22 protein-coding genes are annotated in these 26,876 nt (G+C 44.0%); 12 read left to right on the top strand and 10 right to left on the bottom strand.

The window, feature by feature from the left end; all coding sequences use genetic code 11:
- Positions 1-388 precede the first annotated feature (388 nt).
- From CH376_RS02060 to CH376_RS02085, 6 genes are read right to left on the bottom strand one after another with little or no spacing between them, the layout of a single operon-like run.
- Complete coding sequence (locus CH376_RS02060) at positions 389-718, bottom strand: hypothetical protein (protein WP_100786568.1); 330 nt, start codon at positions 716-718, stop codon at positions 389-391.
- Between the two features lie 48 nt (positions 719-766).
- The gene (metH, locus tag CH376_RS02065; RefSeq protein WP_100786569.1) at positions 767-4,507 is read right to left on the bottom strand and encodes a methionine synthase; all 3,741 of its coding nucleotides are present in this window, start codon (positions 4,505-4,507) and stop codon (positions 767-769) included.
- 43 nt (positions 4,508-4,550) lie between these two features.
- Positions 4,551-4,850 carry an indolepyruvate ferredoxin oxidoreductase subunit alpha gene (locus CH376_RS02070; RefSeq protein ID WP_100786570.1) on the bottom strand — a complete coding sequence of 100 codons (300 nt, stop codon included), beginning with the start codon at positions 4,848-4,850 and terminating at the stop codon, positions 4,551-4,553.
- A gap of 56 nt (positions 4,851-4,906) precedes the next feature.
- On the bottom strand, positions 4,907-6,217 hold the full coding sequence (ahcY, locus tag CH376_RS02075) for an adenosylhomocysteinase (protein ID WP_100786571.1): 1,311 nt from the start codon (positions 6,215-6,217) through the stop codon (positions 4,907-4,909).
- 1 nt (position 6,218) lies between these two features.
- Positions 6,219-7,196 carry an ArsR/SmtB family transcription factor gene (locus CH376_RS02080; protein ID WP_100786572.1) on the bottom strand — a complete coding sequence of 326 codons (978 nt, stop codon included), beginning with the start codon at positions 7,194-7,196 and terminating at the stop codon, positions 6,219-6,221.
- Between the two features lie 42 nt (positions 7,197-7,238).
- Entirely contained in the window at positions 7,239-7,703 is a 465-nt protein-coding gene (locus CH376_RS02085; protein ID WP_100786622.1) for a DUF1564 family protein, read from the bottom strand.
- 192 nt (positions 7,704-7,895) lie between these two features.
- Between CH376_RS02085 and CH376_RS02090 the strand changes: the two genes are divergently transcribed.
- The 8 genes from CH376_RS02090 (at position 7,896) to chrA (ending at position 15,559) form a co-directional block, all read left to right on the top strand.
- Positions 7,896-8,474, top strand: a complete 579-nt coding sequence (locus CH376_RS02090; protein WP_100786573.1) for a TetR/AcrR family transcriptional regulator — start codon at positions 7,896-7,898, stop codon at positions 8,472-8,474.
- 1 nt (position 8,475) lies between these two features.
- Positions 8,476-8,919 carry an acyl-CoA thioesterase gene (locus CH376_RS02095; RefSeq protein WP_100786574.1) on the top strand — a complete coding sequence of 148 codons (444 nt, stop codon included), beginning with the start codon at positions 8,476-8,478 and terminating at the stop codon, positions 8,917-8,919.
- A gap of 746 nt (positions 8,920-9,665) precedes the next feature.
- Positions 9,666-10,658, top strand: a complete 993-nt coding sequence (locus tag CH376_RS02105) for an LEA/WHy family protein (RefSeq protein ID WP_100786576.1) — start codon at positions 9,666-9,668, stop codon at positions 10,656-10,658.
- A 164-nt stretch (positions 10,659-10,822) separates the two neighbouring features.
- The gene (locus CH376_RS02110; RefSeq protein WP_100786577.1) at positions 10,823-11,338 is read left to right on the top strand and encodes an LB099 family protein; all 516 of its coding nucleotides are present in this window, start codon (positions 10,823-10,825) and stop codon (positions 11,336-11,338) included.
- 23 nt (positions 11,339-11,361) lie between these two features.
- The gene (locus CH376_RS02115) at positions 11,362-11,928 is read left to right on the top strand and encodes a tetratricopeptide repeat protein (protein ID WP_100786578.1); all 567 of its coding nucleotides are present in this window, start codon (positions 11,362-11,364) and stop codon (positions 11,926-11,928) included.
- Between the two features lie 74 nt (positions 11,929-12,002).
- Positions 12,003-13,439 (top strand): polysaccharide deacetylase family protein, encoded by a 1,437-nt coding sequence (locus CH376_RS02120; protein WP_100786579.1) that lies wholly within the window; start codon positions 12,003-12,005, stop codon positions 13,437-13,439.
- A gap of 42 nt (positions 13,440-13,481) precedes the next feature.
- The gene (locus tag CH376_RS02125; protein ID WP_100786580.1) at positions 13,482-14,228 is read left to right on the top strand and encodes a class I SAM-dependent methyltransferase; all 747 of its coding nucleotides are present in this window, start codon (positions 13,482-13,484) and stop codon (positions 14,226-14,228) included.
- The gene (gene chrA / locus CH376_RS02130) at positions 14,225-15,559 is read left to right on the top strand and encodes a chromate efflux transporter (protein WP_100786581.1); all 1,335 of its coding nucleotides are present in this window, start codon (positions 14,225-14,227) and stop codon (positions 15,557-15,559) included. Before CH376_RS02125 ends, chrA begins: the two co-directional genes overlap by 4 nt.
- On the opposite strand, the gene CH376_RS02135 is transcribed toward chrA, so the two are convergent.
- Positions 15,550-18,486 (bottom strand): adenylate/guanylate cyclase domain-containing protein, encoded by a 2,937-nt coding sequence (locus tag CH376_RS02135; RefSeq protein ID WP_100786582.1) that lies wholly within the window; start codon positions 18,484-18,486, stop codon positions 15,550-15,552. The two genes, chrA and CH376_RS02135, sit on opposite strands and share 10 nt — an antisense overlap.
- Before the next feature lie 482 nt (positions 18,487-18,968).
- Here CH376_RS02135 and CH376_RS02140 point away from each other — a divergent pair, with 482 nt between their 5' ends.
- The 4 genes from CH376_RS02140 to CH376_RS02155 all read left to right on the top strand — a co-directional run bounded on the left by CH376_RS02140 (position 18,969) and on the right by CH376_RS02155 (position 23,813).
- Positions 18,969-20,765 carry a sensor domain-containing diguanylate cyclase gene (locus CH376_RS02140; RefSeq protein ID WP_100786583.1) on the top strand — a complete coding sequence of 599 codons (1,797 nt, stop codon included), beginning with the start codon at positions 18,969-18,971 and terminating at the stop codon, positions 20,763-20,765.
- Positions 20,766-20,974: 209 nt separating this feature from the next.
- Complete coding sequence (locus tag CH376_RS02145) at positions 20,975-22,912, top strand: long-chain fatty acid--CoA ligase (RefSeq protein ID WP_100786584.1); 1,938 nt, start codon at positions 20,975-20,977, stop codon at positions 22,910-22,912.
- A gap of 192 nt (positions 22,913-23,104) precedes the next feature.
- On the top strand, positions 23,105-23,512 hold the full coding sequence (locus tag CH376_RS02150) for a DoxX family protein (RefSeq protein WP_100786585.1): 408 nt from the start codon (positions 23,105-23,107) through the stop codon (positions 23,510-23,512).
- Positions 23,513-23,573: 61 nt separating this feature from the next.
- On the top strand, positions 23,574-23,813 hold the full coding sequence (locus CH376_RS02155) for a hypothetical protein (protein WP_100786586.1): 240 nt from the start codon (positions 23,574-23,576) through the stop codon (positions 23,811-23,813).
- 111 nt (positions 23,814-23,924) lie between these two features.
- Here CH376_RS02155 and CH376_RS02160 read toward each other — a convergent pair whose 3' ends face one another.
- The 3 genes from CH376_RS02160 to CH376_RS02170 all read right to left on the bottom strand — a co-directional run bounded on the left by CH376_RS02160 (position 23,925) and on the right by CH376_RS02170 (position 26,794).
- Positions 23,925-24,377, bottom strand: coding sequence for a transporter (locus tag CH376_RS02160; protein WP_100786587.1), 453 nt, complete (start codon positions 24,375-24,377; stop codon positions 23,925-23,927).
- A gap of 407 nt (positions 24,378-24,784) precedes the next feature.
- Positions 24,785-25,189, bottom strand: coding sequence for a hypothetical protein (locus tag CH376_RS02165; RefSeq protein WP_125231950.1), 405 nt, complete (start codon positions 25,187-25,189; stop codon positions 24,785-24,787).
- A gap of 60 nt (positions 25,190-25,249) precedes the next feature.
- The gene (locus tag CH376_RS02170; protein WP_100786590.1) at positions 25,250-26,794 is read right to left on the bottom strand and encodes an NAD(P)/FAD-dependent oxidoreductase; all 1,545 of its coding nucleotides are present in this window, start codon (positions 26,792-26,794) and stop codon (positions 25,250-25,252) included.
- Positions 26,795-26,876: the final 82 nt, after the last annotated feature.

Raw genomic sequence — 26,876 nt, forward strand, 5'->3', positions numbered from 1 at the left:
TCTGTAAATCCGGATTTCAATTGTGTATTTGTAAGAGCTCCTACAAAAGGAACAACCAAGTCGGATTTTCAATTCTGGGGATGTTCTGATTTTTTAGTTTTGGATGCGAAGATTTGAACTTTTTTGAAAAATTGTAAGAGCTACTACAAATCCTAAATGAAACGGAGCCTCCATTCTTAGCCGAACTTCGAGGAGTGACATACGTTTTGAATATTCTGGAATTTGAATCCGTTACTTTGTAAGAGTTCCTACATTTCACGCTGTCAATCGGGGAACTTTCTCCACGACGAATTCGTTCGGTTGCGATTCTCGGCGAAGAATTACGAAAAAGGCAGAATGAATTCCTTAAAAACCGTAAGAGCTCCTACAACAAAATCGCAAGGAAGGACTATTCTAAAATCCCTTGTTTTTTGAGGGAGAACGCGAGATCCATTTTGCTGATCAGATGTTTGGCCCTTCCGAAACGAATCATCGTTTTAGGTTTCGAATTCTCTTTGGAATCGAATACTTCCAGACAGGTTTCGATCACCGGACAGGAATTGTCCGTACATCCGATCTCGGTAAGTTTTAGAATTTCATTTCCTTGGAGATGGAGTGGACCGCTGAGCCAAGAAATCAGAGTCGGGTGAAATGAAAATTCTTCGGTCGCACTTCGGGTTTCCGAAAAGACGGGTCCGTGATTGTGAACCGAAGAATGATTTGGTACCGCCGGTTTCATAACTTTCTAGTTAGACGAAAGAAAATGGATTCTTCCTTTCTCCTATCCTTATCTCGCGATCGAAATCGCAAGAGGGTCATAAGCCAGATTGGGCGCGAGCCAACGTTCCGTCTCTTCGATCGTAAATCCTTTTCGTTTGGCGTAATCTTCTATCTGATCACGGTTGATTTTCGCAACGGCAAAGTATTTGGATTGAGGATGCGCAAAATACAAACCGCTGACCGAGCTCGCCGGCCACATTGCAAAATGTTCAGTTAGAGTGATCCCCGTATTTTTTTCAGCTTGGAGAAGATCGAAAAGAACTCGCTTCTCAGTGTGATCCGGAGACGCCGGATAACCGGCTGCAGGACGAATCCCTCTATATCTTTCCCTGATCAAATCTTCCGGAGAAAGATTTTCGTCTTTTGCGTAACCCCAATATTCTTTTCGAACTTTGAAGTGTATGTATTCAGCGAACGCCTCCGCAAAACGATCGCCTAACGCTTTGGCCATGATGGAATTGTAGTCGTCAAGATTCTTCTCAAACTCTTTTGCGAATTCTTCTACACCGTGTCCGGTCGTCACCGCAAATCCTCCGATGTAGTCGATTCTTCCCGATTCCTTCGGAGCTACGTAGTCCGCCAAACAATAATTAGGTTCTGTAGCGTCCTCTTTTTGGATCTGCTGACGCAAAGTATGAAAAACCGTGAGCAATTTGGAGCGAGTTTCATCTTCGTAAACTTCGATATCGTCGTCTACGCTGTTCGCCGGAAAAATTCCGATCACGCCCTTTGTTTTGAAAAGTTTCCCTTCCGTGATTCTTTTCATCAGTTTCTGGGCGTCCGCAAAAAGTTCTCTCGCCTGTTTCCCGGTTGTTTCGCTCTCCAAGATAGCGGGGTATCTGCCTTTCAATTCCCAAGCTGTGAAGAACGGGGTCCAGTCGATAAAAGGAATCAGCGTTTCCAACGAAACTTCTTCATCGAATACTTTGATTCCGACAAACGCCGGTTTGTCGATGCGAGACGTAGACCAATCGATCGTTTCCTTGTTTTCCCTTGCTTGATCGAGAGAGACGAGTTTTCTTTCCGCTCTTGTATTGAAGTAATTTTCTCTCGCAGCGAGTTGGTCCTCTTTGATCTTTTTCGTATAGTCTTCGATAAGATCGGGATGAAGAAGTTGATTGACCACGTTTACGACCCGAGACGCGTCCACGACGTGAACCACGGGTTGATCGTACGCCGGTGCGATCTTAACCGCCGTATGTGCGGAGCTCGTAGTAGCTCCGCCGATCAAAAGAGGTACTTCAAATCCGGTGCGTTTCATCTCGGCCGCAACGTGAACCATTTCGTCCAGAGAAGGTGTGATTAAGCCGGAAAGGCCGATGATGCTCGCGTTATGCTTTCTTGCTTCTTCGAGAATTTTGTCGGCGGGAACCATCACTCCTAAATCGATCACTTCGTAGTTATTGCATGCAAGAACCACGCCGACGATATTTTTGCCGATATCGTGTACGTCTCCCTTTACGGTCGCGATTAAGAATTTAGGGCGAGACGAATCGTCCTGATTGTTTTTCTTTTCTTCCTCCATAAAAGGTAAAAGATAAGCTACGGATTTTTTCATCACACGCGCACTCTTTACCACTTGAGGAAGGAACATCTTTCCGGCTCCGAAAAGTTCTCCCACGATTTTCATTCCGTCCATAAGAGGACCTTCGATTACGGTTAACGGACGTCCGTATTTAAGGCGCGCTTCTTCAGTATCTTGATCGATGTATTCTACGATTCCTTTTACGAGGGCGTGAGAAAGTCTTTCCTCCACGGAAGTTCCTTCTCTCCAGGTCTCTTCTTTTTTCTCCGCTTTGTCTCCGGACTTTACGCTTTCCGCAAATTCTACGAGACGTTCGGTCGCGTCCGGTCTTCTGTTCAGAATTACATCTTCAACATATTCTAATAAATCTTTTGGAATTTCTTCGTAGACGGCGAGCATTCCGGCGTTTACGATCGCCATGTCCATTCCCGCTTGGATCGCATAATATAAGAATACGGAATGCATCGCCTCCCTCACCGGATTGTTTCCCCTGAAAGAGAAAGACACGTTAGACAAACCGCCGGAAACCTTTGCCCCCGGACACAGTTTTTTAATTTCACGAATGGCGTCGATGAAGTCCATCGCGTAGTTGTTATGTTCTTCGATTCCGGTTGCGACGGTAAGAATGTTCGGATCAAAGATGATGTCGACCGGGTTGAAGTCGGCTTTTGTCACGAGAAGATCATACGCGCGTTTGCATATTCTAACCTTTTCGTCTTTTGTAGCTGCCTGACCTTGTTCGTCGAAAGCCATCACGATCGCAGCGGCACCGTATCTCTGGATCTTACGCGCGTGTTCTAAGAATTTTTCCTCGCCCTCTTTCAGAGAGATCGAATTTACGATCGGTTTTCCCTGGATACACTTTAAGCCTTCCTCCAATACGCTCCACTTGGAAGAATCGATCATGAAAGGAACCTTTGCGATGTCCGGTTCCCCCGCGATGAGATTCAAAAAATGTCGCATCGAGGCTTCTCCGTCTAACAACGCTTCGTCGAAGTTGATATCGATGACGTTCGCCCCTGCTTCTACTTGTTGCAGAGCGACCGAGACCGCTTCTTCGAAATTACCTTCGATGATGAGTTTTTTAAAACGAGGAGATCCCGTTACGTTGGTCCTCTCTCCTACCAATAAAAATCCCTTGTCAGGAGTTATATTCAGAGGTTCGAGCCCCGAAAGTCTTGTCACTTCCGGAATTTCGGGAATCACTCTAGGTTTTTTCCCTTGGACCGCCTTGGCAGCTGCGGCGATATGTTCCGGAGTCGTTCCACAGCAACCCCCGGCTATGTTTAGCCAGCCGGCGCTTGCAAATTCTTGAATATATTTTCCGAATTCTTCCGGAGTCTGATCGTATCCGCCGAATGCGTTCGGAAGTCCTGCGTTCGGATAACAACTGATCATACAGGAGGATACTCGGGAGAGTTCTTCGATATACGGTCTCATCTCATCGGCGCCTAACGCGCAGTTGATTCCCACTGATAACGGTTTTGCGTGAGCGATGGAATTGTAAAACGCTTCCACGGTTTGTCCGGAAAGTGTTCTTCCGGAAGCGTCGGTAATCGTTACGGAAAGGCAAACAGGAATTCTTACTTTAAGGTCTTCGAATACTTGTTCGATCGCGAAAATGGCGGCCTTTAAATTAAGCGTATCGATATTCGTTTCAGGAAGAAGAAGATCGACTCCCGACTCAACAAGCGCGCGCGCTTGTTCGTAAAAAGTCGCGACTAATTCGTCGAAAGTAACCGCACGGAACGCCGGGTTGTTTACGTCCGGAGAAAGCGTCGCCGTTCGAGTCGTAGGTCCGATCGCACCCGCTAAAAAGCATGGGTGAGTCGGATTCGTTTTTTGGAATTTTTCGATCGCGTTACGCGCGCATTTAACAGCGGCCTTGTTCAGATCCGCAACTAAGAATTCCGTTTTATAATCGCCTTGAGAGACTTGATTGGAACTAAACGTGTTTGTTTCGAGGATATTTGCGCCGGATTCCAAAAATTTAACGTGGATGGCTTCGATCACGTCCGGTCTCGTTAAACAAAGAAGTTCGTTGTTCCCTTTGAGAGGATGTGGATGATTTTTTAGTACGTCGCCCCTGAAGTCGTCTTCGGTCAGAGGAAATCTTTGAATCATCGTTCCCATCGCTCCGTCGATGACTAAAATTTGTTTTTCGAGAAGGGAGATGAGTTCTTTCGCCTTTGGATTGGTATAGTTCTGAGCTTTCTGAGTCATGATTCGTTTCTTTATGTGTTCTGAAAAATAAAATTACGTTCTTCTAATATTCTGAATTTATACAGCCTTGGTCCTTGAGAGGGACTTTGACGTCTATGATCGCAGGAGAATGTTTTGATCTCAAGGCATTCTCCGTTATCCAGCTTTGCCAGATCGAAGGTACATCGCAATCAGGATAGATCGCTTCGACCGGACACTCCGGCCTGCACTTGTTACAATCGATGCAGACAGAAGGTTCAATGTAGAGACAATCGGTTCCTTCTCGAAACGCTTCCACGGGACAAACCGCGGCGCAATACGTATATTTGCAGTTTCTACACGGTTCTGTGACAACGTAGGCCATCGTTTATAGAAGGACCGACCTTCCGGGATCTTATATCGATCCCGGAATTTTTTCGATCAGTATCTGTAGTTCTCCGGTTTGAAAGGTCCGTTAACTGGAACTCCCAAATAGTCGGCTTGTTTCTGATTCAATTTTGTTAAACGAACTCCCAATTGTTCCAGGTGAAGAGCCGCAACTTTTTCATCCAGATGTTTTGGAAGAGTGTAAACTCCCAGTTCATACTTCGTGTTGTAGAGTTCGATCTGAGCCAATACTTGGTTTGTGAAGGAACAAGACATTACGAAAGAAGGGTGACCGGTTGCACAACCCAAGTTTACAAGACGTCCTTCCGCGAGAACGAGGATGGATTTACCGTCTGCAAAAGTGTATTTGTCCACTTGTGGTTTGATTTCTTTTTTGGTTACGCCTTTTTCTCCGTTCAGTCTGGACATCTGGATTTCGGTATCGAAGTGTCCGATGTTACAAAGAATCGCTCCGTCTTTCATCGCTTTCATGTGTTCAAGGGTGATGATGTCGTCGTTTCCTGTTGCAGTTACTACGATGTCCACTTGTTCGATGATGTCTTCCACGCGAAGAACTTGATATCCTTCCATAGAAGCCTGAAGCGCGCAGATAGGATCGATTTCGGTTACGATCACTCGAGCTCCGAAGTTACGAAGAGAAGCCGCGGAACCTTTTCCAACGTCACCGAAACCGCAAACGAGAGCCACTTTTCCGGCGAGCATAACGTCGGTCGCTCTTTTGATTCCGTCAGCGAGAGATTCGCGACATCCGTAGAGGTTGTCGAACTTCGATTTTGTTACCGAGTCGTTTACGTTGAATGCGGGAACTTTCAATTCTCCTTTTTTGAGGAGTTTGTAAAGACTCTTAACGCCCGTAGTTGTTTCTTCCGAGATCCCGCGGATTTCGCTTAACAATTGAGGATATTTTTCGTGAACGTAAGCGGTCAAATCTCCGCCGTCGTCCAGGATCATGTTTGGTCCTTTGTCTCCGAAGAAAATAGTCTGCTCGATACACCACCAATACTCTTCTTCGCTTTCCCCTTTCCATGCAAACACGGGAACACCCGCTTTTGCGACCGCCGCCGCGGCGTGATCTTGAGTTGAAAAGATGTTGCAAGAAGACCATCTCACTTCCGCTCCGAGTTCGATAAGAGTCTCGATCAGAACCGCAGTTTGAATCGTCATGTGGAGAGATCCTGCGATTCTTGCTCCAGCCAAAGGTTTTTTACCTTTGTATTCTTGTCTCAAAGCCATAAGACCCGGCATTTCTTTTTCTGCCAGGATGATTTCCTGTCTTCCCCAGTCTGCGAGAGAGAGGTCTTTTACTTTATAGCTTAGGCCTTTTTCCTGTGTAATTGCGGACATTTTAGTCCTCCTTTTTCGTTGCTTGAATGATTAATATTTTGAAAACGTTTCCGGTATCGAATTCTTCATAAGCCTTTACGGAGAAGCCGGATAACTCAAGCCAGTCTTGAAGAAGTGAATAATCAAAACCCAACCAGAGATCGGAGAAGTTATCCCTCATAAACTCTTGGTTGTGCTTTTTTAGATCCACCAAACAGAAGGTTCCGCCCGGCTTTAGCATTTTATAAATTTCGCGTATAACACCCGGTGGGTTGGAAAGATGATGAAGAACCATCGACGCTACTACGGCGTCCGCTTGTTTCGTCGCGAAAGACGCCACATTCTCCAATGGAGAATGGATCAGAGATACGTGAGAATTCCCCGCAAAGGCCACCTGCGCCTCTTCCACCATCTTTGGAGAAGAATCCACTCCGATGACTTGATCCGATTTTGTTAAGAGATATGGAATCAGACCTCCGGGTCCGCATCCTAAATCATATATTACGGAAGATGAATTCGGAAGATAGGAAAGAATTTTTTTACGATAAATGGCGGGATCTAAGACGTCTTTTTGGATCGATTCCCAATCTTGCGCTACATTATTAAAATAGAATGTATTTTTCTGATCTCTTCTGGAAAGAATTTCTGAGATTTGATTTTTATCTTCGTCTCCGAACGGTAAATCGTCTCTGTAAGTCAAAAGGAGATCCGTGATTTCCGAAGAGAAGTCGGGCGTCTTTTTCTCTTCGGGAATTCTATAATAAACCCAAGAGCCTTCTCTTTCCGGAACGAGAAAGCCCGCATCGGTCAGGATTTTGAGATGTCTCGAAACCCTAGATTGACCCATTCTCAAAACTTCCGTGATTTCTTGGACGTTCAAAGGGGATAAAGAAAGTATGTGGAGAATTCGAACCCTCGTTTCATCGGAGAGCGCCTTCAGAGCAGAAAGAATCTGTCTCGGGCGATTTCCTGAGTAGATTTTTGCTTCCAAAAGCTCCATTAGGACAGAGATATCAAGATATCTTGATATCTGCAAGGCTTTTTATGAGGAAAGAAGAAAAAGTTGCGAGTGGAAACGTTTTTGGGAAAGGAGGATTTTTTTGAGGAGGGTGATTTTTGTAAGAGCTCCTCCGAGTTCTGCTCGGGGGATTTCCTGATTACACTCCCATTGCTCCAAAATAGAAAAGAGAAGGCAACGAGAGACGCCTAAGCCTTGTGCCAGGATCCCCAATTCAACCCAGTCTTTCTCATCAGGTCGAAAATTCATCCTTGTGAGTTTTAGGCCTTTCTTTTGGTAGCTAACAGCCGGAAAACTCTTCCCTAAAAACTTTTTCCTTAAAGCTGCTTTTTGATATTTTTTTAAGAGGAAGCTCAGCTCCAGATTTAGCTTGTCTGCCCTGAGCTTTCTCATTCGAATAATTTGCTCAGGAATGAGTAAAGTCACTGGTGCACCCTTTTTTCTCAGCGATATCTCTCTCTTAGAAATAAATTCTTCTTTTGATCCCATACCGAAAACGGTTCCCCGAAGAGATTGCATGAGCCTTGAAAATAGAGTTTTTTGATTTTTTTCTAAAGAATTTGTTTTTTAATCAATGCTTCATCTGTAAGAGCTCCTACGGATAATTGTAGCGCTCTCCGTAAGACTTCCTACAAATTCTTCTTTACAATACGACCAGTCACTTTAAAAATAAGAATCCAGATGAAAATTTCGATAAAAGAAGCAGAAACAAAGAAAAAAAGAATCCTGGAAACAGGGGTTCAACTTCTTCGAAAGAATAGTCCCGATGCCGTTGGGATCCAAGAAATCGCAGACGCTTCCGGAATTCCTAAAGGTTCTTTCTACAACTACTTCAAATCCAAAGATCAGTTTCTTTTGGAAGCGCTCGAATCTTATACTCTGGACGCAATTTCCTGGAACAAGGCTGTTTTACGAGAATCGGGACATGGAGTTACTTCCCTTTTTAATCTCTATGAAAGGAAAAGTAAACTGGAGAAATCCCTTTTTTTAGAAGAAATCTCCTGCTTCATCGATGTTCTCTCCCAATATTCCTCTTCTTCGAGGCATGAACTGAGGCAAAAGCTGAAATTCTCTCTGGAAACGATTGCGCAAGCGATTTCCGAGGCTCTTCCGGTTCCAAAATCCGAGGAGCTCCTACAAAAAATCCGATTCTTAGAATCCTCCTGGAGAGGCGCAATGCTCCTCTACAGAGCGACTGGAGACGAAATCTACCTTGATCAATTCCTAACTTTTTTTCCGAAAACGATTTTAGGAGATTAGAATGAAAACACCGACCCCGACTCTGATTAGAAAGAATCATTCCACGCAGATTTCAATTCGTTGGGACGAACTGGACCCCAACCAACATGTGAACAATAAGAATTTTCAGGGTTATCTGGACGAAGCCCGAATGAGAGCGATGCGAGACTGGGGTTTTTCTATGGAAAGTCTCCGGGAACAGGGTTTTGGCCCGGTGATTCTTTCCGTTCATCTGGACTTTAAACGAGAAATATCTTATCCGGAAATCGTTCAAATAGAATCGGATCTCTTTCTCAAGTCCCCTACTCGTGCGGTCTTCGAACAGAGAATCATTTCTCAGAGTAACCAGGTTCTTTCCTGTAAAGCAAGCACGGATTGGGTGATCCTCAATCTCAATTCCAAAAGACCTTCTCCGTTTTTGGAAACTTTAGGTCTGAAAGAAGCCGCACTTTCGGGAACTTTGTAGATATTAAGAACCTTTTCCAAAATCTTTGAAGGACGGAAAAGAACCCTGTTTTATGAAATTAGAATGCTTTTTTTGTGTGAGCTCCTACAAATTAAAGTTTTTCCGTCTTTTCAAGAGATTTTAAAACGTTGTCTCCCCACTCTAAAGACGTATGAGCTCCTACATCTTTAAAAATTACGACCCGATTCCAATCTGTTTTAGAATTTTCTAAAGTTTCAAAATTGAATCTTCTTTTCTGAAGTTTTTAGAATTTCCTTTCGAATTTCTTCGATTTCTCTTATTTCTTTCTTATATTCTTTCGAGTTTTCCTTTTCGAATGCGATAGCGATTGCAGCGGAAATTCCTTCCTTTGTTCGCGCTTTTTCGGTTTTGTTTTCCTCGAAACAAAAAAGTTCTCTTCTTTCTCGGAAATAGATTCGCAACAAAGAAGGAATTGGAGTGGAAAGCGCGGTCGTGAGCCTTTTTTAAGAATTTTTTTGCGAGCGAATCGCCCAAGATCTCTTTTTTAGATTCAATTTTTATGTTTTAGATCCGAGCCTTGGCTCACATTTTAAAAGAATTTTTTCAATTCTTTCTTATAAATTCGATGATAAGAATCCGGTTTCTCCGAGGCTACGTTAGTTTGCTTGCGAAGCACGATTTCGCCGGTTTCATTTTGAGCGAAAGCCTTCCTCTTTTCTAAAATCTTACTTTTCAATCGGATTCCATTCTTCTAAATCAGTTATTTACTGAATTGGAGGATTTTTTTGAAATCTAAATTGGACCTTCTTCTTATCCCTTTTCTTTTTTTCTCCCTCTCCGGTTGCGCACAATTGCAAATGATCAAGGGTAAGATTAAAACCCCTGAAATTTCCTTTGAACGAGTCGAGATTGCGGAAATCACCCTCGAGGATATTAAACTCCTCATTCAAACCGAAGTGAGTAATCCTTATCCGATTTCCCTTCCCGCTTCCAGTCTGGATCTGGACGTAAAAATCGAAGGTACTCAGTTCAGTAAAGTGAAGCTGAGTCTGGAGGCGATTTCAGGCTCTTCTAAAAAACAACTTCCGATCGAAGTGAAACTCAAGTATTCCGATCTCGCGGCGCTCTATAAGAAAGTCCCCGGCAAAAAGGAACTCCTGATTCGTATCGAAGGAGAAGCCGGCCTTCCGATTCCGGAGAAATACAAGGTCATCGCAGGTACAGAATCGCTCAAATTCCCGTTTCAAGACGAAAGATTGATACCTGCGGTTCTTCCCAATATCGAGATCCGTAAATTTAAAATCCTCAAACCGGACGTAGCAAAGATCGCCGAATCGGCTAACAGCGAAGAGATCGCGAAGAAGGCGGTTTCTTTTTTGGACGCGCTTCTTTCTCCTAAGAATAAAAAATCTCCCGGTTCCGCGTTAAACGCCGGTCTGGAAGCTCTTGATATTTCCATCGATACGGAATTTGAATTGGTTCTAAATAATAAAGCCGCATCCGATCTTAAGTTTCAGGATCTCAACTTCGAACTCTTTCTTGAAAACGATAAGTTCTTAACCGGATCGCCGGTGAACATCGTGAATAACGGTAAAGAATCGATTCTTACGATCCGGACTAGTTTTCCTCTTAAGTCAGTTTCCAACTCGATCGCAAATGCGGTAACGAAAAGAAGTTCTTCCTTTCGTCTTTCCGGCAAAGCGTCAGTTGTATGTCCGGGTGTTTCAACCGACGCAATCGGTTTTGGTTTCACAAAGGAAGGTAACTTTCGCTGGTAAGTCTCGGATTACATCGGATGTATTTCTTTTCTAACAAATGCATTCGAGATTTTCTCTCTTCTTTCGGAAAAATGTTTTCAAGTTAAACATATTGTGATAAGAATAGTCCCTGAGTTTGAAGAGCACCAACTCTTCAGATTATGATTAAACGAGCGTAAAAAGATATGGAAATCTACGAAAAAGAAAAACGGAAACTACTTTCAGCATCAACACCGGAGCAGTACATCGAGTTATCGATTAAGTCAAAGCTTACCGGTCCAAAAAAATCTAGTATCACTTCGGAATGGCTAACGTCCACCGGATATACGATAGATGACATCAAGTATGCGAGGAACCGACATCCCTTCTGGAGAAAGAAGAGAAACCAAGGTTCTTATGAACGCAACAGCAAACGACTGGAACAACACAATTATTACCGAACGGATCAGAAGATCGTTTGGGATAAGGATAAGCTTGCGAAGTTCTTCGATCTCAACTTGAAAGGTATGACCGATCATGAGTTGGCGAGAAGTTTCAAGACTTCCATCCCCGCGGTGAATCATATCCGTCGCAAGTTTCGCTTTGCAAGTCAACTCTTGGAATTAGACAAACAAAAGCCTGTCAAAGCGGGAATTTTGAAACTCTGCGCGCACAGTGAATCCGTCTTAAAGAGATTGATTCGGGAGAAGGAAGGGAAATAAGCTTCTTTCGGAGACTTATTTGCATGAATCCTTTCGCTTCTCGATCAAAACTCTTATCGAAATCGCTGTTTTGCCTAACCTTCTTTTTGGTTTCTTCTTGTTCTTCCGAACAAGAGAAAACGGAAGAACGGGTTTCCTTTCGAGAATCGAATCCTAATCCTTTTCAGGAAGGGAATTCCAAGTTTAAAAACGGAGATTTTCCTTCAGCGATCGAGTTCTATTCGAGAGATTTGGATGCAAATCCCGACAGCCCTTCTTCTTTGAACAACCGTGGACTTGCCAAGAGTAAGTCCGGAAACGAAGAAGGAGCGATTGCGGATTATAACCAAGCGATCGAAAAAAAACAGGATTACTGGATCGCCTTTAACAATCGGGGTTTTGCAAAAATCGAAATTTCCGATTATCGAGGCGCGATCGAGGATTTTACTTCGGCAATCCGTCTGAAACCGGATTATTCCAATGCCTTCAATAACCGCGCGGTCGCGAACTGGGCGGTCAAAGAAAAGAAGAATGCATGCGAGGATTGGAAACGGGCCGAAGACTTAGGACATCGAGAAGCGTCGAAATCATTCGACAAATTCTGCAATTAAAACAATCCGGGAATCGCTTGCCGGGGAAAGAGGCTTTAAAAGACTAACCGAAGACTCTTTTCCCGGATTCCGGAATGCAAACAAAACAATTTATTTCCAAAAAAGTAAAAACCTCTCTTTCTATCCTAGGGATTCTTTCCCTTTTGATCCCGGCGATTTTGACGGCTTCTCCCGTAGACGATTTTCTCAATCCACCGAAAAAAAGAAAGATCGCCCCTTCTTCTCAAAAACCGGAATCGGAACGTTCCAACGCAGAACGCGCATCGTCTTCCGAAGATTCTCCAGAAATCGTTTCTAAAAAGACTCCGAAAGAAAAGTCGGAAGCCGCGGATGTAAACGCGGGAACTTCGAAAACGGAAGAGAAAACTCTTCGCAGGAAATCCAGAAATTCTAAGATCCAAGATAAAAAAGAAACGAAGAATTCGGAATCCTCTAAAACAAAAAAGAAGAAATATGAAGATGCACTTCCTACGGTCAAGGACGACACTCCTTCTAGTCCGAGTTATTCCACGCAAGGAATCGATTCTACTTCCGGGGGCGGAGTTCCAGTTCTTTGTTATCATCACTTAGCGCCGGAAGGCGGTCCGATGGGCGGATACAATCTTCATCCCAATCTTCTCGAGGAACAGTTTAAATTTCTCAAATCCGCAGGTTATAAACCGATTCGTTTGGACCAATTCTACGCGTATCTTTCCGGTAAAAAGCCGGCCGACTTTCCGGAAAAACCGATTCTTCTTACCTTCGACGACGGTTCCAAAACGCATCTGGAACAGTTAGTACCTCTTTTGAAGAAATACGGCTTTGTGGCTTCGATCTTTATCTACCCTACGATCATTTCTTCCGGTAAGAAGTACTACATGACCTGGGATCAACTCAAGACGGCGCTCGACAGCGGGGTTTTGGATCTGGGTTCCCATACCTTGTATCATCCGAAACTTCCTACGATGAGCCGAGCATTGATTCGCAAGCAGCTCTTGGAATCCAAACAAATCCTAGAAGCCAAAACCGGTCGAAAGGTAGTGGATCTCGCTTACCCATTCGGTCTTTTTGATCCTCGCGTCATCGAAGAAGCAAAGGAGATCGGTTATAGAATGGCCTTCACGGTCAATCCGGGAAAGAACGTTCCTGGAACCCCGGTTTATAACGTGCATCGTTCCTTGGTTCCTTGGGGACAATCTCAATCCGCGTTCAACGCGATTCTTACGATGGCCCCTCCTCCGAAGATTTCTCTATCGATCGCCGACGGTTCTTGGGTTAAAACCGGTCAAGAATTTAAGATTCATCTCGAAGGTGTGCAACCGGAATCGGTGAGTATTAAGATTAAAAGTAAGGACGTGATCGCTCAAAGCAAGTCGCCGGACTATACGATAAGAATTCCGGACTTTGCAAGAAAATCCACGTTTCTTCCCTTGATGATTCAAGCGAAGACCAAAGAGGGAAAGCAGATTCAATATCAATATCTTTTTATCAATCAAAAAGAATTCAAAAAACATCCGGACGGAGCGTTCTAAAACCCGCTTGAGCCTGCCGACGATCTCTGAAATCTTGAGACTATGGGTTTCAGAGATCATTTTTCCTCTCATTCTTCTTCTTATTCCGAATTCAGACCCCGTTATCCGAGAGAACTGTTCTCTTATTTGAAAGGTCTCGTCCCCGCAGGAAACGTTGTCTGGGATTGCGGAACCGGAAACGGACAAGCTGCGATTTCTCTCGCAGAATATTTTGAAAAGGTGATTGCGACCGATCCGAGCGCAAATCAAATCTCAAACGCGGAATCTCATCCTCGCGTGGAATATCGAGTATGCAAAGCGGAAGAATCTACATTAGGAAATCATGAAGTAGATTTGATCACGGTCGCACAAGCGTTCCATTGGTTCGACGTCGAGCCGTTTTTTAAGGAAGCTCGACGAGTCTGCAAGAAAAACGGAATTCTCGCGCTCTGGGGATACAAGATGCATCGGATTTCTCCGGAAGTGGATTTTCTGGTCGATCGACTTTACGAAGAAATAGTAGGGCCCTATTGGCCTCCCGAAAGAAAATACGTGGAGGAAGAATATAAAACGATCCCCTTTCCTTTCGAAGAAATCTCTCCTCCTTCGTTCAGCATGAAAGAAGAATGGACCGTAGAACAAGTGTTAGGTTATTTGAGAACCTGGTCCAGCGTTCAAAAATACATTCAAAAAAATGAAAATGATCCTGTGCTCGTCGTCGAATCCGATCTGAGATCCGCATGGGGAAACGTACAGACGAAAACGGTTGAATGGCCTCTTTTTTTTAGAATTGGAAAGATTTTACCTTGAATCCGTCTTGGAAAGAAACGTTTCGTTTTTGGTTTCAGTTGGGTTGGCTGAGTTTCGGCGGTCCCGCGGGCCAGATCAGCCTAATGCACAAAACGCTGGTGGAGGAGAAAAAATGGATCTCAGAAGAAAAATTCTCCCACGCATTGAATTATTGTATGCTTCTTCCCGGACCCGAGGCGCAACAACTCGCGACCTATTTGGGATGGATGCTCCATGGAATCCGCGGAGGAATTTTAGCGGGTCTGTTTTTTATCCTCCCCTCCTTGTTTATCTTTTGCGGAATTAGTATATTCTATATTTATTATGGACAAGTTTACTATGTGATCTCCTTCTTGAACGGAGTAAAGCCGGCGGTGCTTGCGATCATCCTTATCTCGTTTTCGAATTTGGTTTTAAAAAGTCTAAAGTCGAACGGACAAAAACTTTGTTTCTTGTTTACGGTCTTGGGAACGTTATTTTTTTCGATTCCTTATCCATATCTTCTTTTGTCCTCTTTGGCGTTCGGCGTGTTTTCGTTTTTTGTTTCTAAAAAGAATTCCGAACTTTCTCCGGAGATCGCAGTCTCGGGTTCGAAATCCGGAATCGTGGATCTTCAATCGAAGTTGGATCAAAGAAGAGAACAGACTTCCGAGATTCTAAAACAAATCGGCAAGGTGGGAAGTTTCGGTTTGATCCTTTGGATTTTGCCGATCCTCGCGATTCTGCTTTTGCTTAGATCGGAGTTCCGATTTTGGGAGGAATTGATTTTGTTTTTTACGAAGACCGCGCTTCTCACCTTCGGAGGAGCTTACGCGATTCTTCCCACGGTTGCCGACTTCGCCGTAAACAAGGTCGCTTGGATTTCCAACAAAGAGATGTTAGACGGACTTTCCTTCGGAGAAAGTACTCCCGGTCCTCTCGTAATGGTTTTGACGTTCATCGGTTTTTTAGCGGGCGCCAATCGTTATGGCAGCGTAACGGCCGGTCTCTTCGGTTTATTTTTGACGGCGTATTATACGTTTTTGCCTTCTTTTATTTTTATACTGGGAGGCGCCGGCATTGTGGAAAAAACGAAAGAGTCGGCTCTTTTGAAATACTCGTTGAGTTACGTTACGGCCTGCGTTTGCGCCGTGATTCTTTATCTAGGAATCTATTTTGCGAAGTCGATTCTACTTCCGGAAAAAACGGGTTTTTTTCAAACTCAAAACCCTTTGGTTCTCGTGAGTTGGCTGCCTTTGTTATGGACCGTTTTGAGTTTTGTTTTTCTCAGAATCAAAAAAGAATATTCCATTTTTTGGATATTCTTCAGCGGCCTTTTTTTTCTGGCCGCCGACGTTTGTTTTCATTTGTGAGTTCTCGTATAAACCCCGTCCCAAGTTTTTTCCGGAGGATTGAGTTTGTATTCTTCGCAACGTTCGATCAGATTTTGGGCTGCCTTATCTTTTGAACCTCTGGTAATCTGGGAACTTTCTAAAAATTCCTGGGCCAAAGACCATTCCCGATTCAGATAGGCTTCGAATCCTTTTGCGAATTCCAAAGCCGAGGCTTCGATTCTTTCAGAAACTTTATCGTGTCTTCCCACGAGTTCGTAGAGTCTGACCGGTTCGTTCTTTCCTTTGACCCGAACTACGTCCAAAAGTCTAGTGAAGAATTCGTCCTTGATTTCGTGTTGCACCGATTCTCCGATTAGGATATTGACTCCGTAGTCTTTCCCCGCGGCCTCGAGTCTCGCGGCAAGATTTACGGTATCGCCCATCATCGTATAAGCGGAGATGGAATCCGTTCCCATAAAGCCGACTTTTGCGAGTCCTGTGTTGAGTCCGATTCGAAAGGTCATTTCCTGAGCTTCCTGAATATAGGCCTTTCTCGCCTTCCACTCTTCGCGCAAAACGTCGAGTCTTTCCACCATCTCGACGGAAGCCCTTGCGGCTTTGAGACAATGGTTCTCCACTTCCACGGGCGCGTTGAAAATTCCCACGATCGCGTCCCCTATGTATTTGTCCAAAACGCCTTCGTGTTTTTTGAGGACGATCGTCATCGCGGAAAGATATTCGTTTAACAAAGACGCTAATTCGACAGAAGTTAACTTTTCGCTAATATTAGAAAAACCTGCGACGTCCGAAAAAAAAGCCGTGATTCTTTTTTCACTTCCCCGTTTTAGCGCGGCGAGATCCACCATCGCTTCGCTGACGACCACCGGGTCGATCATAGTTCCCAAAATATTCTTAATCTTTTCACGTTCTCTCAGACCGGAAACCATCGAGTTAAGCGCCACGGTAAGAGTTCCCAACTCGTCTTGACCGCCTTGTTCAAAGTGGACTTCCAGATTTCCGTGTCCGACTTCCTGTGCGTGAAAGATGATTCGTTTGATTTTCTGAACTACAAAACCGGAAATTAAAATCGCAAGAAGAATCGCGATCGCACAGATCAGCGCAGCCGTTGCGATAGCGGAATTTCTGTTTTTACGGATCATCTCCAAACCTTCGGTTCTATCGACGAGAGTTCTTGAAATCCCGGAAAGGTTTGCGGAAAGAAGATTGGAACTTACTTCTTCGGAAGTTTCGGAAAGAAGAGGTTTTGAATCCAAGCTCCACAAAATTTCCTCCGCTTCCCCTCTGGAGTTAGCGACGATTCCGTCGGAGATCAGTTTTTTCAATTGAGGCGTCGGGGTTTCGCTCTTGCCGGAATAAATCCAATCTCGGATCGCCGCCCATCTTTCCTTTGAGAGATTCTGCACTTTCGGATCTCTCAGATAATCCAGATACGATCCCGAGTTCTGGCTGAATCTTAAAACGATCAGATCCTCCAATCCCGCGTTCCTGATTTCGCCTAACGCGTCTATCAAGAGGTCCGCCTCGCTCTGGATTGGAAAGAAAACTTTGTCCTTGTTTTGTTTGGTTTTGCCGGGTTTTATTTTCTGAGCGAGCGCTTCTTGATTCTTCTTGTCTTCCGAAAATTCGTTTCTGAATTTTTCAAACTCCGCGTCCCTTTCCAGAATCAGTTTTGAATATTTAGAATAGAGATCGTTAAAACTTTTGTCTTTAAACGGAGGAACCGGAGGTTTTTTTTCTTTGAGTTCGGAAATCCTTTTTTTCAAAGGTCCTACGAGTTCCGCGACCCTTTTGGCGATGTTCGCGTCCTGTTGCAGATAACGTTTCGCGAAGTCCGGAAGTTTGTTTCTGATTTTATTCGCTCTTTCGGTGGAACTCTGATTTCTAAAGATCGGGGAATACAAAGTTTGTAATTCCATTTTTCCGACCGTGTATGCGTTCTCGTTCGTTGCAAAATTAAAATCCAAGGAAAGAACACGAGCGATCGAGTCCTTCAAATTCGCGTTCACTATCGGTAAAATTTCGTTACCGTTGATCGGTCCGTCCGGTTTAAAAATTCTCGTATCAAAAGAAGGAGTAAGATTCTCCTTCCACTGATTGGAAAGAACGGGGAACGTCTGAATTCTATACTGGGACATGTTGAGTCCGAGCTCTTCGATCTTTCTATGTTGTTTCGGAAGCGCGAGTTCCAGAATCGAATGATCGAGTTGGTTTCTTGCCTTTTCGATTCCGGTTTTGAGGAGTTCCATCTTTTGTTCGATGGGTAATCTATCCTTTTCCATCCCGCTTTCCTTTCCGCCGATCTCGTCCCACTTTTGTTTTTGTTCGTTGAGATCCGCTTCCAGTACGGCTACTTGCTGCGCCATGTTTAGAAGTTTTGAATACATCGCGTCGGAAATTCCGAGACCGTTCGGATCTTTGAGAAGATACTTCGTATTCTTTTCGAGTTCCGCGATGTCGTCTTTGGAAAGATAGACGGAATAATAAGTGTCTTTGATCGAGGACTTTTTCTCTTTTCCAAGCACTCCGAAAAGTTTCGTTTTAAATCCGAAAAGACTGACTTGTTTTTCTTCTTGAGTCACGACCTTCGTTCTATACTTTTTGAGAGCCTGACTTTGTCTTTTGACCCTTTCCCGAAAGGATTCCACACGAATCAAACTGCTGGAAATATTTTCCAATTCCAAAACGAGACCTGAAATGTAGTGTCTCGAAATCGCAGCTTCCTTTTCGTAACTTTGAGTAAGAATTTCGGTCTGCTGGTTTACGTCGATCGTGGAGAGAATAAAGACGGTAAGCGCGATTAAGGCGCCGGTAAAAAGCGCCAACTTGGCTCTGATACCTAAGTAAAGGATATGAGTGAATTCGAGAATAAATCCGAACCATCGTTTGGCTTTTTGAAGGACGGAATTTTTCTTGGGTTCGTTCGGATTGATCGGATCTTTATCCACTGCGCGTTATCCTTTTTGTGAGTATGTTCCCCGCCATTCTGTAAAACACCCGAGCTTCCAGTCACGAAATAATCTTCGAGTATAATGAAATTTCGGAGTTGGTAAATCGGAATTCTAATTTATCCGGCTTTCGGAAAACGAAACTTCTCGATTTCCAACGCGGATTCGATCGACGGCGTGCCCCAAAATTTTTTTTCCTTTGTCAGAAAGATCAAGCTGCAAGGTTCTGTCCTTTGTTCAGGGACGGGACCTTATAAAAATGCGATCGACAAACGGGAATTTTATCATCGAAGAAAAAAAATATTGACTTACTATGGAATTCGTAACCACTCCTTGCATTCTTTTTCTCGCCTTACTCCGATTTTAGGGTAATATCGAAACGGAAAAGGCCGCCGCAAAATGCCCGTTTTGCGCCTTGGGGCGGCGGAAAGTTTTTTGAGTGAATTTGCGGATTCTATCGTCTATCACATCTAATCATTTCTATGAAAGATCCAATTCTAAAAATCCGAAACAAAACGGTCGCAAATTTAAAGTTCTACTCGAAACATCTTTTCAACGTAAGACTCCGACTCATTCTCTGCGGATTTTTATTCTTCTCCCAATCGCTTTTTGGAATCGAACCCGCGTTGGTGATTCGATCCGATTTTTCGAATAAGGAATCCCTTCTCAAATCCGTATACTACGTAAGGGATCCGAATTACGTTTATCGTCCCGAGAATTTTTTCTTGGAACTTCAGAAGATTCCGGTTCAAGAAGTAAAAAATTCTACTCTCGGTTTCGGTTATGATCCGGTTCCGTATTGGCTCGTTTTCGAGATTGAAACGATGGAAGCCGTTTCAAAAGAATTCACTCTTGCTTTTCATTATCCTCATTTGGATCAAATCGATTTGTATTATCAAAGTTCGGCGGGCGCGAAAGGAGAATTTAACACGGGGGACACGCTACCGTTTTTGTCGAGACCGATCGAAAACCGTTTGTTTTTGTTTCCGGTTCCGGTTGAAAGAAAAGGAAAAATGAGGATCGTAGTTCGGGTTTTGACGGAAGGAGCGATCAGTCTTTCGATGACTTTGTACGAGAATAAGGCGAGAATCCGGGAAACAAAATACGATCTCGCGAAGGATGCGGCTTTTTTCGGAGCGCTCGCTGTGATGGCGTTCTTTAATCTATTTCTTTTTTTAGGACTTAGGGAAAAATATTTATTATATTATTCATTTCTAATACTTTCCGTTCTTTTGTATCAGATTATTCTTCCCGGTTACGCGTTCGAATGGTTTTTTCAAAACCAGCCTATCTTTATCAACCAGCTTCATCTGGAATCGATCGTCTTGATGATGGTTTTTATGGCTCTTTTTCTTTCCTCGTATCTGGAAACCAAAAAGAATTCTTCGATTCTCAACTTATTTCTGAGGATATCGCTTTGGACGGCGCTCGTTTTGGGATTTTTGATTCCGCTTCTTCCAGGACGTTATCTGATACCGTTTACTTCTTTGTTTCCTCTGCTTCAGATGACAGTGATTTTTTTAATCTCTTTTTTTAAGGCGTTGAGAGGGGACAGAAAGGCGATCATATTTTTAACGGCTTGGTTTTTCACTCTTTCAGGGGGAATCATCTTTGCTCTCAGTCGTTTCGGACTTTTCTTAAAAGAAGGACCTGCGATTCCATTCTTACAAACCGGTATCATACTCAGCGTTCTATTCTTATCTCTTGCATTGTCCGAAAGAATCCGTACGATTCGAAGAGAAAAAGAAGAAATCGAGGAATACGCCGGAAAGCTGGAGGAACTTTCTTATCTGGATCCTCTCACCCGAATTTTCAACAGAAGATACTTTGACGAACAGATTCGATCGGCGTGGAGCAGATCTTCCAGACATCATTCTCCCCTTTCTTTGCTTATGATCGACGTGGATTTTTTCAAACAATACAACGATACATACGGGCACGTGGAAGGAGACAGAGCTTTGATTGCGGTTGCGAGAGAAATTCGCGCGAGTCTTCGGAGGGCGAACGATATGGTGACTCGATACGGCGGGGAAGAATTTGCCGTGATCTTGCCCGATACTCCGATCGAAGGCGCGGTCGTCGTGGCCTTGAACATTCTTGAAAAAGTGGAAGCCCTGAATATCGTTCATCTCAAAAGCCAATTTTCTAAACTTACAGTTTCCATCGGAATTTCCTGTAACAGCGAATCTACGATTCGATCTCTTCAAGATTTAATCGCGATCGCCGACAAGAATCTCTACGACGCCAAAGAATCCGGAAGAAATCACATTCAACACTGAGTCGAAGTTTTGGTTCGAGGTGATAAGAATTTCAGTCGGGAACGAAGTCTCTTTGCGTAGGAGCTCTTACAAAAAGAAGTCTTCTGTGGTCAATTTATATCGAATGTTATTTATAATTCAGTAGTTTTGAGCCCATAGAAGAAGAAATTGTTTGTCGATCAAATTTTTTCTCGACTGAAAGGTAGGATCTCTTACAATTCTCCCCTGCTATGAAAACCAGTCAGATTCCCCCTATTCCATCCAAAACTTTATACAATGTTATGAAAGCCTCTGCGGAAAAATTCGCGGATTCGACGGCGCAATACTACAAGCCCGACGGTAAAAATTACCAACCCAATACTTTTAAGAATCTTTTTGAAACCGTCGAACAGATCGGTTCCGGTTTGATATCTCTGGGTCTCGAACCGGGAACTCCGATCGGATTGATCGCGGATTCCGGAGCTCGCTGGATTTGGTGCAGCATGGGAATCACAAACATAGGCTGTGTCGACGTTCCTCGCGGAACCGATTCCACCGAAGAAGATCTTCGTTATATTCTCAATCACGCGGAATGTTCGATCGCGTTTTTAGAAAATGAAACAGCTCTGAAAAAGATTCTCAATCAAAAGGAATCGTTTCCTCATCTGAAAAAAATCATTCTCTTCGACAGAAAAGGCGGGATCGCCGACACGAGTCCGTTCGAAGTGATTTTGTTAAGCGACTTGATTCAAAAAGGAAAGGAATGGATTCAATCTAAGGGAAAAGACGAGTTTCACAAAAGAGGATCCGCAATCAAAGAATCCGATCTCGCGACGATCGTCTACACTTCCGGAACCACGGGTAAACCGAAAGGTGTGATGCTTACGCATAAGAATATCGTTTTTAACGTTGATAGCGCTTTGGAAGGAACGGATCTGAAAATTTATCCCACCGATCGAAGTATGGCCTATCTTCCTCCTTGGCATATCGCAGAAAGACTTGTGGAAACCGTTTGTATACGCGCAGGCGGAGCCGAGGCATTTACGTCGATCTCGACCCTCAGTCAGGATCTCGCGGAGATTAAACCCACACTTCTTCTCTCGGTTCCGAGAGTTTGGGAAAGTCTTTACAATAAGATTCACGACAAAGTCCGATCCTCCTCTCCCGCACAACAGGCGTTATTCGGACTTTTCAAAGAAATCGCGGTCACATATTATAAACACATTTCCAGATTGCAGGGATTGGAATTCCATCTCACCGAACAATCCACCTTTGCCTCCCTCTGGCAAAAATTTATTTCCATCTGGATGGTACTTCTTCTCTGGCTTCCGAATCAAATCGCACAACTCGCGTTCAACAAAATTAAAAACGGATTGGGCGGAGAATTGAGATTCGCACTTTCCGGAGCCGGGGCGCTTCCTCAATATATCGATCTCTTTTTTAACGCGATCGGAATCCCGATTTTGGAAGGTTACGGGATGACTGAATTGTCCGGAATTTCAACGAGAAGAATTTTCGGCGAGATTTCGGTGGGAACTTTGGGGCGTTGTATTCCCGGAGTTCAGATCAAGTTGATGGATGAAAAGGGAAAGGAGATCACAAAACCCGGAGTCAAAGGAATCGCTTGGCACAAAGGCGACCACGTTATGAAAGGTTACTACAAAGAACCCGAAAAAACGAACGAAATTCTGAGTTCGGACGGATGGCTGAATTCGGGAGATCTTTTGTCTTGGACCACCTCCGGAGAATTAAAATATTCGGGAAGAGCCAAGGACACGATCGTACTTTTGGGCGGAGAAAATTTGGAACCGGAGCCGATCGAATTCGCCCTAGTTCGAAGTCAGTTCATTCATCAGGCGATGGTCGTGGGACACGATCAGAAAACGTTAGGCGCGTTGATAGTTCCCAACGAGGAAGCTCTGGAAAAATATCTGAAGGAACTTCGCTCAAAAATGTTAAGCGAAGTGAAGAATTTAAACGGAGATCAGGACGTCCTCAGTCTTTTTAAGAACGAGATCAAATCGCTGATATCGAACGAAAACGGATTTAAGAATTTCGAAAAAGTATCGAGTTTTCGAATTCTTGACAAGAAGTTCGAACCCGGAGACGAACTCACGCAGACTATGAAAATAAAACGAAACGTTGTGGCCGATAAGTACAAAAAAGAAATCGAAGAAATGTACAAATAAACGCGGACCTTACTCTTTTTGACAATCGCCTGTCTTTTTAAAAAAGAGCAAAGTGTTTCGATTGGATAGCCCGCTTGAATCCGGAGGACGGATGGCGGGCTTTTTTATTTTTCTATTCTTATAAAATCACGGGACCGTGTAACTCTTTCGGATCAAAAGCGAAGAACACGGAAGAGTCCAAGGAGTATTTTCTTGTCAGCATTTGATCTTTCAAAAAAAAATCTAATTCTAATCTGTTTGCGAATTCTTGTAGCTTTGATCTTTTTGCAGACCCTATTTTTCAAGTTTACCGGCGCGCCGGAATCCGTGGCGATCTTTTCGAAGTTGAACGCGGAACCTTGGGGAAGAATCGGAACTGGAGTTTTGGAATTGTTCGCTTCCGTTTTGCTTTTTGTTCCCGGTTTTGGATGGTCCGGCGCCTTGCTCGGCGTGGGACTCATGTCGGGCGCGATTCTTTCCCATCTTTTCGTGATCGGAATCGAACAAGAGAACGACGGAGGATTCTTATTCTTTCTCGCGTTGACTAGCGCGTTCTTTTGTCTTCTGCTGCTTTGGGCGGAGAGGAACCGTCTGACGGAGTTCGTAAGAAAGCGGAAGTAAAAATAAGCTTTCCTATTCTTTCCCCTTCCCTATCCTTTCTCAAAAAAGAGGAGGAATTTTCATGGGAGAAGAACAGGCGAAAATTCACGCGTTGAACAAGATCGTTTCTATCATAGATGAAAAAGCTTCTATCTACAAAAACGAAAGAAAGTCTATGCCGAACGCAAGGGCCATCGCGGAGAAGAAGTTGATTTTGGATCTAATCGACGACGGGATGAAACTGGCGAAAACGATTCAGCCCAAACCTCTGGATCTGATTAAGGACCTGGAAACGCTCAACAAACAGTTTATGAATTTATAATAAATGGATTTTAGAATGTTTCGGATACGGAAAATTTACGAAGTTCCAAAATCGATTTTCGAGCATGATACGAGCCGTTCTACTGAACGGCCTTTTGCCTTTCTCTAAAAATCATTTCGCCGCGTTCTGTCCGAAGTTGAAAAGAACAATGGAAACTAACGCGGAAAGAATGGAAAGGCAGTGAAAGAGATTGATTTTTTCCGAAAAGACGACGACTCCTACAAAAATGGACGTTGTCAGAATCGAAAGTACGGCGTATAAGATATAATACGACGCGCCGAACCGGCTATAAAGAAGATAAAATCCTAAAAACGTAAAATACAATCCGATGCCGCTGATCAAAAAATAAGTCCAGTTTTGCGAAAGATATTCTTTTAAAGTTTCCGGTTTGTAAAAGAAAAGCGAAAAGATCAAGAGTCCGATACAAACGAGAAGCGTTGGAACGAGAAAAATAAACGGCGCCGAGACCGCGGTCGATTTTTTTTGACCGTAAGCAAAGAACGCGTTTCCGACGGCTGCAATCGATGCGAATAAAAACGGATAAAATGCGAAATTGAATTTCATTCTAAGGAATCTCCGGAAGATCTTTTTCTCCATAAATGAATCTTAGAATGACAGAAGAAACAAAATTCCATCCTTTTTTCCAGTCGTCTCTGATATTCCATCCACCTACTACAACAAAAACGGAATCGCGCCTGGGGAATCTTGGCGAGGCAACGAGTGTATTGAATTTAAAGTCATTCCCCAGGTTTATAAGAGATAAACCTAAACATAAATCGGTTGTTCCAAGTCTTAGGATTGTGGGCTTTTCGATTTTGGAACGCGTAAATGTGCGAAGGAGGTTGCCGCGCGGCTCGGCGAGTTTTTGTAAGCCCTTTGCCAATCGAAGCGACAAGCGAAAGTCAAGTTAGAGGTGCATTAGAAATTTCGAAAGTAACGAGGAGATGCCGTTAGTCGCCGTATCGTACCGTTCAATGTTCCGTTTGTCGCAAAAGAGATTCAATTCGGATCGCATGATCGTGTTCTCGGTGAAGCAGCAAATACTCGCGAAGCAGTGAGAGATATTGGTTTTCCGGAATTACGTAATCAGGTCCTGTAGATTCGCCATACCAAGCATATACCTTTACATTGTGTTCGGGGATGTATTCCGTTAGTCTGTCGAATTCGTCTAAATCGGTCGGATAAACGACTCCGGACATGGAGTCCGTATTTCCGTATCCGTGACGCAAAATAGCGTATTCGGTGAGCTGATCGCAACTGCGCAAATTCCGAATCGCGTCGATCGCGGCTTTTAGCTTCGCCGAGGAAGGAATGACCGTGTATTTAAACTCTTCCTGTGCGTTGGGGTTGTAGATAACGCGAATTGACGAGTACATTTTAATGAACTTTACGCGCGAATAATTATCAAAGCAATCGGCATTTTCACCTAACTTCAATTATGCGCAAGCAAGGGCGCACCGGATTCCGTCCATTGCCGCGGACACGATTCCACCCGCATAACCAGCTCCTTCTCCGCAAGGATACAATCCCTGAATTCTTACGTGTTCCAATGTTTCCGGATTCCGAGGAATGCTTACCGGAGAGGAAGTACGCGTTTCAGGCGCGTGTACGACGGCTTCGTTCGTAAGATAACCCCGCATCGATTTGTCGAATTCTTTGAACGCGAGTTGCAGGGATCGATAGATAAAATCGGGAAGTACGTTTTTTAATTCCACGGATTTGATTCCGGGAGTGTAGGAGGTTTTCGGAAGATCGACGGAAAGTTTCCCATTTACAAAGTCTCCGAGTTTTTGTGCTGGTGCGGTTTGTCTTTTTCCTCCGGCGATCCAGGCGTTGTGTTCGATCGATTTTTGGAATTCCATGGCGGCTAACGCGCCGAATTCGGCGAAAGGTTTGAAATCTTCACGTCTTAATTCTACTACGATTCCGGAGTTCGCGGAAGGCCGTGCCCTTTTGGAAGACGACCATCCGTTCGTTACGATTTCTTCCGGTTTGGTTGCGCAAGCCGCGACGACCCCGCCGGGGCACATACAAAAGGAATAGACTCCCCTTCCGTTCACTTGTTTCACGATGCTGTAAGGAGAAGGCGGAAGAAATGGGCCGCGCGTCTCACAGCTGTACTGAATCGAATCGATCAACGATTGTTGATGTTCGACCCTGACTCCGACCGCGAGAAGTTTGAGTTCGATTTCGATTTGTTTTTGGTTTAACAATTCGAAGACGTCCCTTGCGGAATGGCCGGTGGCAAGAATTACTTTTTTTGCATATATTTTATCGCCGTTTTTGGTTTCAACTCCGACGATCCGATTTCCGTTTAATAAAAGATCCACAACCCTTTGATTAAAATGAACCTCTCCGCCGCGTTCGATTATCTTTTCGCGGATGTTTTTTACTATTTTCGGAAGTTTGTTCGTTCCTATGTGCGGATGCGCTTCGATCAAAATATCCCTGCTCGCGCCGAAGCCGACGAGGAGTTCTAAAATTTCGCGAACGTTTCCTCTTTTTTTCGATCTTGTGTAGAGTTTGCCGTCCGAATACGTTCCCGCTCCGCCTTCTCCGAAACAATAATTGGAATCTTCGTTCACGTTGTGATGAATGTTGATCTCTTTTAGATCGAGGGGACGATTTTTTACGTCCTTTCCTCTTTCCAGAAGAATCGGTTTTTTACCGGAAAGAATCAATTGAAGACAAGCGAAGAGTCCTGCGGGACCGGCGCCCACGACGATGACTTCTTCCGCGTTCGAAACGTTAGGATAATCCGGAAGAAGAATGGGCTTTTCCACGAAGTCTTCGTGAATGAAAACCAAAACCTTTAGATTGAAGTAGATCGTTTTTTGTCTCGCGTCGATCGAACGATTCACGATTTCGATATGACGGATTTCTTTAGAATCTATTTTGAGAGTTTTAGAAATAAACGTTCGAAGTTCTTCTTCCTGCCCCGCAACTTCGGGAGCAACTCGAAGTTGCAGTTCTTGTATCATATTCGGAATAGGACTTTTCTTTCAAAGGGTTCGGTTCCGACTCGAACGCGTCAATCCTTTTCCTCTTTTACTCCCAAGCTCA

The sequence above is a fragment of the Leptospira adleri genome, from assembly GCF_002811985.1.
Classification (GTDB): Bacteria; Spirochaetota; Leptospiria; order Leptospirales; family Leptospiraceae; genus Leptospira; species Leptospira adleri.

Excerpts from the sequence above, each read along its gene's own strand:
- ahcY (WP_100786571.1), bottom strand. The coding sequence starts at position 6,217 with ATGTCCGCAATTACACAGGAAAAAGGCCTAAGCTATAAAGTAAAAGAC.
- CH376_RS02080 (WP_100786572.1), bottom strand. The coding sequence starts at position 7,196 with ATGGAGCTTTTGGAAGCAAAAATCTACTCAGGAAATCGCCCGAGACAG.
- CH376_RS02140 (WP_100786583.1), top strand. The coding sequence starts at position 18,969 with ATGAAAGATCCAATTCTAAAAATCCGAAACAAAACGGTCGCAAATTTA.
- CH376_RS02090 (WP_100786573.1), top strand. The coding sequence starts at position 7,896 with ATGAAAATTTCGATAAAAGAAGCAGAAACAAAGAAAAAAAGAATCCTG.
- CH376_RS02160 (WP_100786587.1), bottom strand. The coding sequence starts at position 24,377 with ATGAAATTCAATTTCGCATTTTATCCGTTTTTATTCGCATCGATTGCA.
- CH376_RS02085 (WP_100786622.1), bottom strand. The coding sequence starts at position 7,703 with ATGGGATCAAAAGAAGAATTTATTTCTAAGAGAGAGATATCGCTGAGA.
- CH376_RS02060 (WP_100786568.1), bottom strand. The coding sequence starts at position 718 with ATGAAACCGGCGGTACCAAATCATTCTTCGGTTCACAATCACGGACCC.
- CH376_RS02170 (WP_100786590.1), bottom strand. The coding sequence starts at position 26,794 with ATGATACAAGAACTGCAACTTCGAGTTGCTCCCGAAGTTGCGGGGCAG.
- CH376_RS02125 (WP_100786580.1), top strand. The coding sequence starts at position 13,482 with ATGGGTTTCAGAGATCATTTTTCCTCTCATTCTTCTTCTTATTCCGAA.
- CH376_RS02165 (WP_125231950.1), bottom strand. The coding sequence starts at position 25,189 with ATGTACTCGTCAATTCGCGTTATCTACAACCCCAACGCACAGGAAGAG.
- CH376_RS02120 (WP_100786579.1), top strand. The coding sequence starts at position 12,003 with ATGCAAACAAAACAATTTATTTCCAAAAAAGTAAAAACCTCTCTTTCT.
- metH (WP_100786569.1), bottom strand. The coding sequence starts at position 4,507 with ATGACTCAGAAAGCTCAGAACTATACCAATCCAAAGGCGAAAGAACTC.
- CH376_RS02145 (WP_100786584.1), top strand. The coding sequence starts at position 20,975 with ATGAAAACCAGTCAGATTCCCCCTATTCCATCCAAAACTTTATACAAT.
- CH376_RS02070 (WP_100786570.1), bottom strand. The coding sequence starts at position 4,850 with ATGGCCTACGTTGTCACAGAACCGTGTAGAAACTGCAAATATACGTAT.
- CH376_RS02095 (WP_100786574.1), top strand. The coding sequence starts at position 8,476 with ATGAAAACACCGACCCCGACTCTGATTAGAAAGAATCATTCCACGCAG.
- CH376_RS02155 (WP_100786586.1), top strand. The coding sequence starts at position 23,574 with ATGGGAGAAGAACAGGCGAAAATTCACGCGTTGAACAAGATCGTTTCT.
- CH376_RS02110 (WP_100786577.1), top strand. The coding sequence starts at position 10,823 with ATGGAAATCTACGAAAAAGAAAAACGGAAACTACTTTCAGCATCAACA.
- CH376_RS02115 (WP_100786578.1), top strand. The coding sequence starts at position 11,362 with ATGAATCCTTTCGCTTCTCGATCAAAACTCTTATCGAAATCGCTGTTT.